Below are 9,233 nucleotides of genomic sequence, written 5' to 3' on the forward strand. Positions count from 1 at the left end.
AGAAGTCAACCTGCAGGCCCGGCGGCAGCCGCAGCGGGTCGGTGATCCCCTGCAGGTCCTTCCACGCGCGGGGGTCGAGCCCCATCCGGCCGGCGAAGTCGGGCGCGCTCTCCCCCGCCAGCGCGGTGCCGGTCCGGTCCGGCGGTGGGGGCGGCGGACCCGGCTGGGGCGGCGCGATGCCCGTGCCGGGGCCGGCGGCGTTCGGCGGGACGGGCGGCACCGCGCCGGCCCCGGTGTTGGCGCCCGACCCGACCTTCCCCGCGTCGAACTCCGGGCGCTGTACCTTGATCGTGACCGCGCACTTGGCGCGCAGCGGGACGCCGTCGCGGGCGAAGTAGTCGAAGTCGGTGTTGAGCGCGGTCATCGCGCCGACCACCGACAGCGCGCCATAGGTGAACCGCACCCGGGGCGGCACCGACTTGGCCTGATCCATCTGGGGCAGCACGTAACGCTCGAGGTGGCGGGTGCGGGTGCGGACGTCCAGCGGCTCCTCGGTGGAGCCCTCGTCGGCGGTGTCGAACACGAGGTCGAACGACAGCGTCGACGTCGAGCCCTGGTACTGGATCTTCGAACGGCCCGCGTCCTTTCCGAAGTCCACCGTGCTCGCCATCTGCAGGCGCAGCGTTGCCGGGTTGATCTGAACCTCGATCCGGTGGCGGTCGTTCTCCGGCTTCGCGTCCGGCGTGTCCGCGACCTCGGCCAGCGTCGCCTTCTTGAACTCGATCACGGCGTCACCCGCAGGCGCAGGCCCTCGTGGGCGATCTGCAACTCCTCGACGGCCACCTCGCCGGTGCGGGCGTTGAGCTGCGGGCCGACGATCTTCGCCGGGAGCCCGCGGTCGAACGTCCACGCGGCCACCACGCGGCCGGTCTCGTCGAACACCTCGACGGTGCCGTCGTAGCGCCGCAGCGGCAGCACGCCGTCGACGCAGTCGGCGAACCACCGCCACAGGTCGGCGTTCACGGTGCCGTCCGCCGGGTGCAGCATCCCGCGACGCAGGGTGATCCGGGTCAGCTTGGCCCGGCCCCCGCGCTGCAGGACACCGTTGTTGCGCCCGCCCTCGACGTACTCGCCGACGTCCATCTCCAGGTCGAGCCCGCTGCACTCCTGGAAGGCGCCGTCGCCTAGCGGCGGGCCGGGGTCGCGGCGCACCCCGTCGCTCCCGCGCGGCGGTGCCGGGGGCGACGCGCTGAGCGTCACCCGGAAACGGAATGTTCGGGCGAGCTGGTCAGCCATCGTGGACCACCGCCTCCCCGAGGTCGAGGACGGGCTCGTTCGCGCCCGTCACGTCGAGCGCCACACGCACGACGACGAACTCCAGCGGCGCCGACGGCGCCATGCCGATCTCCACGACGACCTGCCCAGGCGGGGTCGCGCCCGACTCGGCGATCCGGACGAACCACGACTCCTCCGCCGTCGCCCCGGCGAACGCGCCCCCGTCGAACAGCGCGCCGAGCAACTGCTCGAGGTGGCGACGCAGCCCGGCGCGCAGCGCCGGGCTGTCGGGTTCGAACGCCGTCCAGGCGAGCTGGCGCCGGACGGTGCGGCGCACGAGCAGCAGCAGCCGGCGCGCGGTCAGCTGGCGCAGCACCGGGTCGGCCGACAACGTCCGGGCCGCGGTGAGGAACACCCCGCCGGGCAGGGCGCGGAACACGTCGACTCCGAGGCGGTGCAGGGTGGCGTGCTCCTCGTCGTCGACCGGCTCGGCGACGTCGACAACCCCGGCCGCGACCTCGTTGGCCGGGGCTCGGGAGATGCCGCGGGCCAGCTCGGTGCGGGCGAGCACACCCGCGGCCACGGCCGAGGGCGGCAGGGTGGACAGGGGCCCGTCGGGGTCGGGGCCGGGGGCTCGCAGCCACGGGTGGTAGGCCGCCGCGTAGGTGGAGTCGAATGCCGCGCGCCAGCGCAGCACCTGCGGCGGCGTCAGCCCGGGCGGCACGTCGAGCAGCGCCACCAGCTCCAGCCGCGGCGCCGCCGCCACGAGGCGGGCCTGCCGAGCGAGGATCCCGGCCAGGTCGTCGGGGTCGGTGGGGTCCAGCGCGAGGCCGGTGAGCGGCCCGGACGCCGGCGGCCGGGGGCGGGGCGGGAGCGTTCGGTCGGCGCACGGCCGGAAGGCGGGGTCGCCGCCGGGGACGACGTCCGGGTCGGCCAGCGGGGGGGTGGGCAGCGCGTACAGGTCGGGCACGACCACCGTCGCGGCATCCAGCGCGCCGCCGAGGGCGCCTATCCCCGCCGTGGCGTCGAGGTCGGCGGCGACCGGGTCGCCGAGGACGTCGTCCTCGGTCACCAGGGCGAAGCGGTCGAAGCCGGGTGGGTCTGCCGGCCCGCTGACCAGCGTGGGGAGGGTAGGGGCGGGGTCGAAGCCGACGTCGTCGCCGGCGGTGAGGGGCCGCTCGAGGGGCGCGAGCAGTCGCGACCGCCGGCGGAGCACGTCGGCGAGGTAACGCGGGTGGGCCGGCCGCATGCCGAGGCCGGTGAACCGCTCGCGGCGGGGCCGCTCCGGGTCGGTGTCAACGACGGTGAGCTCGCCCTCCACCAACTCGGTGACCGTGTCCGCACCGGTCACGACAGCCCGGTCGAGCGTGGCGACGAGGTCGCTGCCCACGCCGCCGCGGCGCCCCTCGCGCTCCAGCCGAGTGACGACGGCGAGCGCGTCGGCCCTGCCCGGCGTTCGCAGCCGCAGCAGGGTGCCGACCGGCATCCCCGATCCGGGCGCCAGCACCAGCGCCCCCTGCCGGTGGGCGGCCACGGCGAGCGCGCGGGTGGTGAACGACAGCGTCAGCCGCAGCCCGTTGCCCCACGCGCCCTCGCTGCGGGCGCGCAGCGGCGGCACGCCCGAGCCGAGGTCGTGGTGCGCGCAGCCGGGGGGCACGGCCGCGGGGCGGTGCGCCGCCCCGGACACGATCCGCACGACGACCGCGCGGCGCCCGCCCTGGGCGAAAAACGCTGCGACAGCGTGCGGCAGCAGACCGGGCCCGGAGAAGCCGCCGAACGCCTCCTGGTACTCGTCCCAGCTGTCCACGGTCACCGGCACCGACCGGGCGTGGGTGATCCCCCGGTCGCGCAGAGTCGGGTCGTCGACGGGTTCGAAGGCGGGCCCGCGCGGGGTAACGCCGACGAACCCGACCACGTCCATCGGCTCCGCGGCGAGCCGCCGGGCGGGCACCTCGGGGGCGAGGTACACCCCGGGCGCGCCCAGCACGACCTGGCGCACCGGGTCGTCGGCGCCGTCGGCGTCGGGGATCGACAGCTCGGGCGTATGCAGGGTCATCGCGGCCCGCTCACTCGTAGTCGATCTGCTCGTAGACGACGTGCAGCTCCTCCATCGCCACCTCGCCGCCGCCCTTCGCGGCGAGCGTCGGCCCCACCCACTTGCTGGCCTGCGCGTTGGTCAGCCGGATGTGCAGCACGTCCGTGCCCGCCTCGTCCAGCACGACGATCGTCACGGTCCGCGGCTGCTGGCCGCCCTCCCGGATCGCCTTGATCCAGTCGAACAGGTCGGTGGCGCCGACCAGGCCGCGCTTGAAGGTGACGGCGTCGTGCTTGAACGTGTTGGGGATCTTGCGCACGGTGTTCGTCGCGTCGGTGCCCTCCCGGTAGTCCGAGTAGTTCATCTCCATGCCGAGCCCCGAGACGTCGGAGAACCCGGCCGAGAAGGCACCCGGGCCGTCCTGCACAGCCCCGAACTCGACCTGGAACTTGAAGGCGCCGTAGGGGTTGCGGCGGGTGGTGGCCATCGCCTGCTCCTTCGTCCGCTCAGCCGCGTGCGTCGGCGGTGAACTGGCCGATCCGGAAGATCACGAACTCGGCGGGCTTGACCGGGGCCACCCCGATCAGGCAGATGAGCCGCCCGTTGTCGAGGTCGTTCTGGGTCATCGTCGAGCGGTCGCACCGCACGAAGTAGGCCTCCTCTGGCGTGCGGCCGAGCAGCGCGCCCGCGCGCCACTGGACGTCGAGGAAGTCCCGCACCGTCTGGGTGACGTTGCGCCACAGGGCGTCGCCGTTCGGCTCGAACACCGCCCACTGGGTGGCCCGGTCGATCGAGTGCTCCAGGAACAGGAACAACCGCCGAACGTTGACGTAGAGCCACTGGGGGTCCGAACTCATCATGCGAGCCCCCCACACCCGGTTGCCCCGGCCGGGGAAGAACCGCAGCGCGTTGATGTTCTCCGGGTTCAGCACCTCGTTGCGGCCCTGGTTGATCACGCTCTCGAAGCGGGTGAGCCCGAACACGACCTCGTTGGCCGGCGCTTTGAACACGCCTCGGGTGACGTCGGTGCGGGCGTAGATCCCGGTGACGAAGCCGGACGGCGGCAGCAGCAGCCGTGGCGTCGGCACCCCGGGAGCCGGCGGCCCGGCCGGGTCGAGCACCTCCAGCCAGGGGTGGTAGATCGCCGCGTAGGACGAGTCGAAGTTGCCGCGGAAGGCCCGGATCTCGTTGAGCGAGGCGCCTTCCGGGCCGTCGACGACGGCGATGCGGTAGCGGGCGGCTTCGGCGTGGCGGATCAGGTTCTGGGTGGCAACGACGCGCTCACCCTCGTCGTCGAGACCGCCGACGTCGGGCGCGGCGACGATCGCGATGTCGTCCACCTCGGCCAGCGCCTCCAGCCCGGTGGCCTTGGCGTCGACCCGGTCAGGGTCGGCCGGGTCGCCCATCAGCCGGTCCGCGGACAGTGGCCCCCCGTCGGTGCCCCCGGCGAGCCGGACGACCTTCGTGGTCGGGTCACCGTCGCCGACCAGCGCGATCAGCATGTCGATCGGGTTCACCGCGCCCGCACTACCCCGGTCGAACCAGATCACGGCGTCCTCGTCCTGGGGGTCGTCGCGGCCGAGCACCCGCTCGATCGCCCGGGGAGCGTCGACCCCGACACCGAGCCGCGAGTACACGTCGACGCGTTCCGGATCCACCGTGACGGTCACCGTGACCTCGACGGGCAGCAACAGGGCGGTGACCGGCGGCGGGTCGGGCTGGCCGGCGGCGTTGTGGAACACCTGCCGGTCGTTCTCGATCCGCAGCACCCGCAGGTTCGCCGCGACGAGCGGCGTCGTCGACGGTGGCATCGGCTGGTTCGGCGGCGGGGGCGGGACGACCTCCAGGATCGTGCCGGGCTGGACGCCCCGGGCCTTCGCGCCCGCCGGCTCGCCCGGGACCTCCACGTGCACGCCGACGTCGCCACCGCGCACCGCGGTCAGCCCTACGGCCACCCCGCCCATGTGGCCGGGCCAGCGAGCCCGCAGGTGGGCCAGGCCGGCCTGCGCTACCGGCAACTCGGCCGACGCCACTCCCCCTTCGCCGACGTAGACACGGGAGACGTAGAGCCGCCGGCCGCCGTTGAGGAAGAACGCCCGCGCGGCGTGCGCGAGGAAGGGCAGGGTGACGTCGTCGTCGAAGGGTGCCAGTCCACCGTAGACCCGCTCGAACTCGGAGAACCCGGTGACCAGCCGCGGCTCGACGGTGGTGGGGCCGCCCGGGTACCGGACCGGCCCGTAGTGGGTGCGGCCGGCGTACCCCGTGGTCGAGGTCGCGACGCCGGCGATCGAGCTCGCCCGGAAGCTGACCTCTTCGACGAAGACACCGGGAGCCAGGTACTCGGGCATGTCAGCCTCTCCGTGGGTCGGGCGGAATCGGGCGGGCTCAGGTCAGGACGAGCAACGGGGCCACCGTGGTGGCGCCGCGGCGGCAGACGACCGTGCGCGTGGCCATCGCGGTGTAGCCGGGCGGCAGCACCGTGCCCGCCGCGACCGGGTCGGGACCCAGCGCGCCCACCCGCTCCACGGGCAGGTGCCACAGCGCGTCGGCGCGTGACCCGGTCGGCGAGTCGGGGGGCGTCGCGGGCGGGGGCAGGGGGCGGGCCCGCACCGTCAGCGTGACGTCGACCGTCGCGGTGGGGCGGCGGGCCTCGACCGGGCCGAGCGGGCCGACGAGCAGGAGGAAGTCGCCGTTGACGTCGCCGTGCGCGCGCCACGGGACGGTCTGGGTCGCCGACGCGGTGGCATCGATCCGCGTCCACGGCGCCGGAGTGCCGTCGGCGAAGCGGGCGGTCCCGCGCACGGCGGTCGCCCCGGGCGGCACGGGGTAGGCGGCCCCCGGGAACATCGCCGCGCGGCACCCCCGCGGAAGCGGGGAGTTGGTGCGCTCGGCCGTGAGCACCGTGGCCAGGTCGGGGGCGGGCAGCGAGAGCCGGCGCGGGGCGTAGGAGCGTGACGGATCGACGATCCGCAGCTCCAGGCGATGCGGCGGGTCGGTGCGCGGGGAACCGAAGACGATCGCGAACCGACCGCTACGGCTGCGGCGCAGCGGCGGGAGGCCGACCGCGTCGTTGAGGTCGGAGGGCAACGGATGCGGCCGCGGCACCCGCTCCAGGTGCACGCGCAGCGCGGGCAGCGGGGCAAGTAGGCCGTCGGGTTGCAGGGCGTCGACGGGTTCGACGCCCACCCGGAGCCGGACGACCCGCTCCTCGAACGGCGCGGCCACGAACTCGTTCACGGCGTGGTCCCGATCCGCGCGCCGCGCACGGCCGTCACGACATCCGGGCCCGCAGCGCCGTCGTCGGTCGACACGACGACGACCCGGGCGATGTAGGGGACGCTGAGCCGGAAGTCGCACCGGAGGCTGTCGAAGGTCCGCATGAGGTTGTCGGTGGGCATGTCCTCGAGGTGCAGCTGCACGGACTCGCCGATGTCCCAGTCGCCGTCGGGCAGCAGCTGCGCTCCTCCGAGCCCGCCGAGCCGCTCGAGGATCTGCATACTCCGGCCGATCACCCGGTGCTCGTCCTCGGCGTTGCGCGCCCAGGCCGTCGCCAGGTAGTGCAGGTCCAGCGGCAGGTGCGACCGGCCGTCCCGGACGCCGACGTCGGCCCACGTCGCCCGCATGGTCTTGCTGAAGTCCACGCGGTACAGCAGCAGCGACAGCCCGGGCCGCTGGATCTTCTGGTCGGGCTCGGCGAGGTCGTCGGTCTGCACGAGCCGGGCGACGGTCGGTCCCGACGGGGTCGGCTGTGCGACGGCGTAGCCAGCGTTGAGCACCGTCTCGATGCTCTTGCCGACGGCGGCGACCGCGCCGAATCCTGCCATGACGACGAGGCTCCGAGAACGGCGTCACGCGTGCGTCACCACCACCCAGCACGGACCACCCGCATGCCGCTTGCTCTGTGATCCCGGCGCAGTCCAGCAGGTCCGCGTGATCTCCGCCCATTGCCCATCGGACAGGACACGGACGGCGAGGGCGAGGGCGAGGGTTAAGCCTGAGCTTGATCTTTAACCTGTGCGCTGCTGGTGAGCGGTGATGGTGCGGTCGCGTTTGACCGTCTTGCCGACATCGTGGCTGGGTGCGGGTCGGTGGTTGCGCGAGCCGAGCGGGCGTGTCCCGGACCGGGGCGGGTGGGTTTCGGCGCGCTGGCGGGCTGGGCCGTCCTCGGGCGGATGTTCCGAAAGCTGCGCCGGACCCGAGCGGGCGTGAGTCGGCCGGGAGCGGCGGGGCGTTCCCAGGGCCGGCGGAGGTCCGCGGCGAGGGGGCGGGCCAGGCGGAGTTGGGTGTGGGCGGCGATCAACAGCCAGGTCCAGCGGTCCGCGGCTGCAGGGGTGCGGATCTTCGGGGTGGTCCAGCCGAGGGTCTGCTTGAGCAGTCGGAAGGTGTGTTCGATGTCGAACCGGCGCAGGAAAGCCTGCCAGAACCGGTCGACGTCAGCGGCAGTTGCGGCGGTGGTCGAGGTCCACAACCACACCGGCTTCGGGTCACGGTCACCGGGTAGATGCTCGACCTGCAACCGGATCAGGGTGCCCTCGATGATGGGCAGCTCCGCGTCGTGGTCGAGCCAGCAGCCGCGGCGGGTCAGCCGCGGATGGACCCGGTCCCAGCTGGTCGCGACCGCAGCGCCGTAGCGGGTGGTTTCGGTGCGGGTGGTGTGCTGCGGGGTGGGCCAGGTGGTGGGCCTGTCCAGCGCGATCTCCGGGCCGTGGCGCGGTGGGCGCCCGTTGGTGCCGGGCAGCCGCGCCGGTGTGGGCAGGCGCAGGACTCGGTCCGAGCGGATCCGGCCGGCCAGCTCGACCGGGAGGTCGGACAGGACGTAGGCGAGGCGGGTGATGTCGTAGCCAGCGTCGGTCACGATCAGGATTGGTGGATCGCCGGACTGCCATTGCCCAGCATCGGTCAGCCGGGCGATCACGTCGCGCAGTTGGGTGGCGGTCACCGCGGTGGCGTCGTCGGCCGGGCCGAGCCGGACCGCGTCCAGCAGCGCGGTCCACGAGCTGGCACCGGCCTCCTGGGCGGCGATGAACGAGTACGGCCAGCCCGGGATCAGCTGCGCATTGCCCTTGCCCCGGCCATAGACGTGGCAGAACAGCCGTTCCGGGCTCGTCGGGGCGTCCGGGCGCAGCCACGGGCTGACATCCACGGTGAGCACGATCCGCCCGTCCGCCGTCTTGGGCAGCGGTAACGACGCCAGCGTCCGGCGCAGCCGCTCGGGCTCGACCCGACCGTGGTTGATCGCGTCATACATCGCCCCGTGCCCGCGACGGTGCTCGGCGACCAGGGTCAACTCGACCAGCGAGGTCACCGGCCCATCGACACACAGCACCGCTTCGGTCAGCTCGAACAAGACGTCCGCTCGAGCGGTCAACGACGTGTGGAACTCCCGGCGGAACCGGGACAGCTCCCCGAGCGCCGAGGCTCGGCCGTGATCGTGCAGACTACCCACCGCAGCCCTTGTGTTGATCTTCTTCCTTCGTCAGAAGCATGATCAACCAAGGGCTGCGTCCATGATCACCCGGGGCCGCCGCGCGAGCACAGCCAACCCTCGAGGTTAAAGATCAAGCTCAGGTGCGGGTGATCGCCGACAACGGTTACCGCGGGGCGGGATTCGTCGTCCCGCAACGACGCCGGCCTGCCGACCCGAGACCGGTGATCGCCAGCGCTTGTCTCGCAATCAGAAAGCGGTGAACTCCGCTCACGCCCGTCAGAGCGGACCCGGTGAACGAGCCAACGCGCAACTCAAGAGCTGGAAGGTCCTAATAGAGCAGGATCCGCTGCTGTCCGCACCGGGCCACCAGCCTGGTCAAGGCCGTCCTGGTCCTCATCCTCGCTGGCTGACGCCAAGTGGAAAGGGCTCACTGAGGTGATCTCAGCAAGATCTGCGTAGCTCGATCTGCTCGAAATGGGTGAGCACTCGTGCGGCAGCGACGATGTCACCGATTCTCGACGGGCTTGCGGTGGTGTGGCGTAGAGCGCGCCAGCG

At 73.2% G+C, this 9,233-nt stretch carries 8 protein-coding genes and 1 pseudogene; 1 reads left to right on the forward strand and 8 read right to left on the reverse strand.

The features are described 5' to 3' along the window. From KIK08_RS34525 to KIK08_RS34560, 8 genes are all read right to left on the reverse strand, one after another. A partial coding sequence (locus tag KIK08_RS34525; protein WP_491063194.1) for a CIS tube protein occupies positions 1 to 727 on the reverse strand: 727 nt, incomplete at its 3' end. Then, complete coding sequence (locus tag KIK08_RS34530) at positions 724 to 1,236, reverse strand: phage tail protein (RefSeq protein ID WP_250558420.1); 513 nt, start codon at positions 1,234 to 1,236, stop codon at positions 724 to 726. The genes KIK08_RS34525 and KIK08_RS34530, both read right to left, overlap by 4 nt. Further along, positions 1,229 to 3,271, reverse strand: a complete 2,043-nt coding sequence (locus KIK08_RS34535) for a phage tail sheath subtilisin-like domain-containing protein (protein ID WP_214407526.1) — start codon at positions 3,269 to 3,271, stop codon at positions 1,229 to 1,231. Before KIK08_RS34535 ends, KIK08_RS34530 begins: the two co-directional genes overlap by 8 nt. A gap of 10 nt (positions 3,272 to 3,281) precedes the next feature. Then, entirely contained in the window at positions 3,282 to 3,737 is a 456-nt protein-coding gene (locus tag KIK08_RS34540) for a phage tail protein (protein ID WP_214407527.1), read from the reverse strand. 19 nt (positions 3,738 to 3,756) lie between these two features. After that, a complete protein-coding gene (locus KIK08_RS34545) occupies positions 3,757 to 5,598 on the reverse strand; it encodes a phage tail sheath family protein (protein WP_214407528.1) in 1,842 nt (613 codons plus the stop codon). Between the two features lie 37 nt (positions 5,599 to 5,635). Continuing rightward, a complete protein-coding gene (locus KIK08_RS34550; RefSeq protein WP_214407529.1) occupies positions 5,636 to 6,487 on the reverse strand; it encodes a hypothetical protein in 852 nt (283 codons plus the stop codon). Beyond that, positions 6,484 to 7,074, reverse strand: a complete 591-nt coding sequence (locus KIK08_RS34555; RefSeq protein WP_214407530.1) for a Pvc16 family protein — start codon at positions 7,072 to 7,074, stop codon at positions 6,484 to 6,486. The genes KIK08_RS34550 and KIK08_RS34555 overlap by 4 nt, the downstream gene beginning before the upstream one ends. Before the next feature lie 164 nt (positions 7,075 to 7,238). Next, entirely contained in the window at positions 7,239 to 8,696 is a 1,458-nt protein-coding gene (locus KIK08_RS34560; RefSeq protein WP_308258077.1) for an NF041680 family putative transposase, read from the reverse strand. Positions 8,697 to 8,922: 226 nt separating this feature from the next. On the opposite strand from KIK08_RS34560, the pseudogene KIK08_RS40685 reads away from it, so the two are divergent. Further along, positions 8,923 to 9,088: pseudogene (locus KIK08_RS40685) on the forward strand (IS5/IS1182 family transposase); the annotation flags it as partial. Positions 9,089 to 9,233: the final 145 nt, after the last annotated feature.

Origin of the sequence: Pseudonocardia lacus (assembly GCF_018531445.1) — a bacterium.
GTDB lineage: Bacteria > Actinomycetota > Actinomycetes > Mycobacteriales > Pseudonocardiaceae > Pseudonocardia > Pseudonocardia lacus.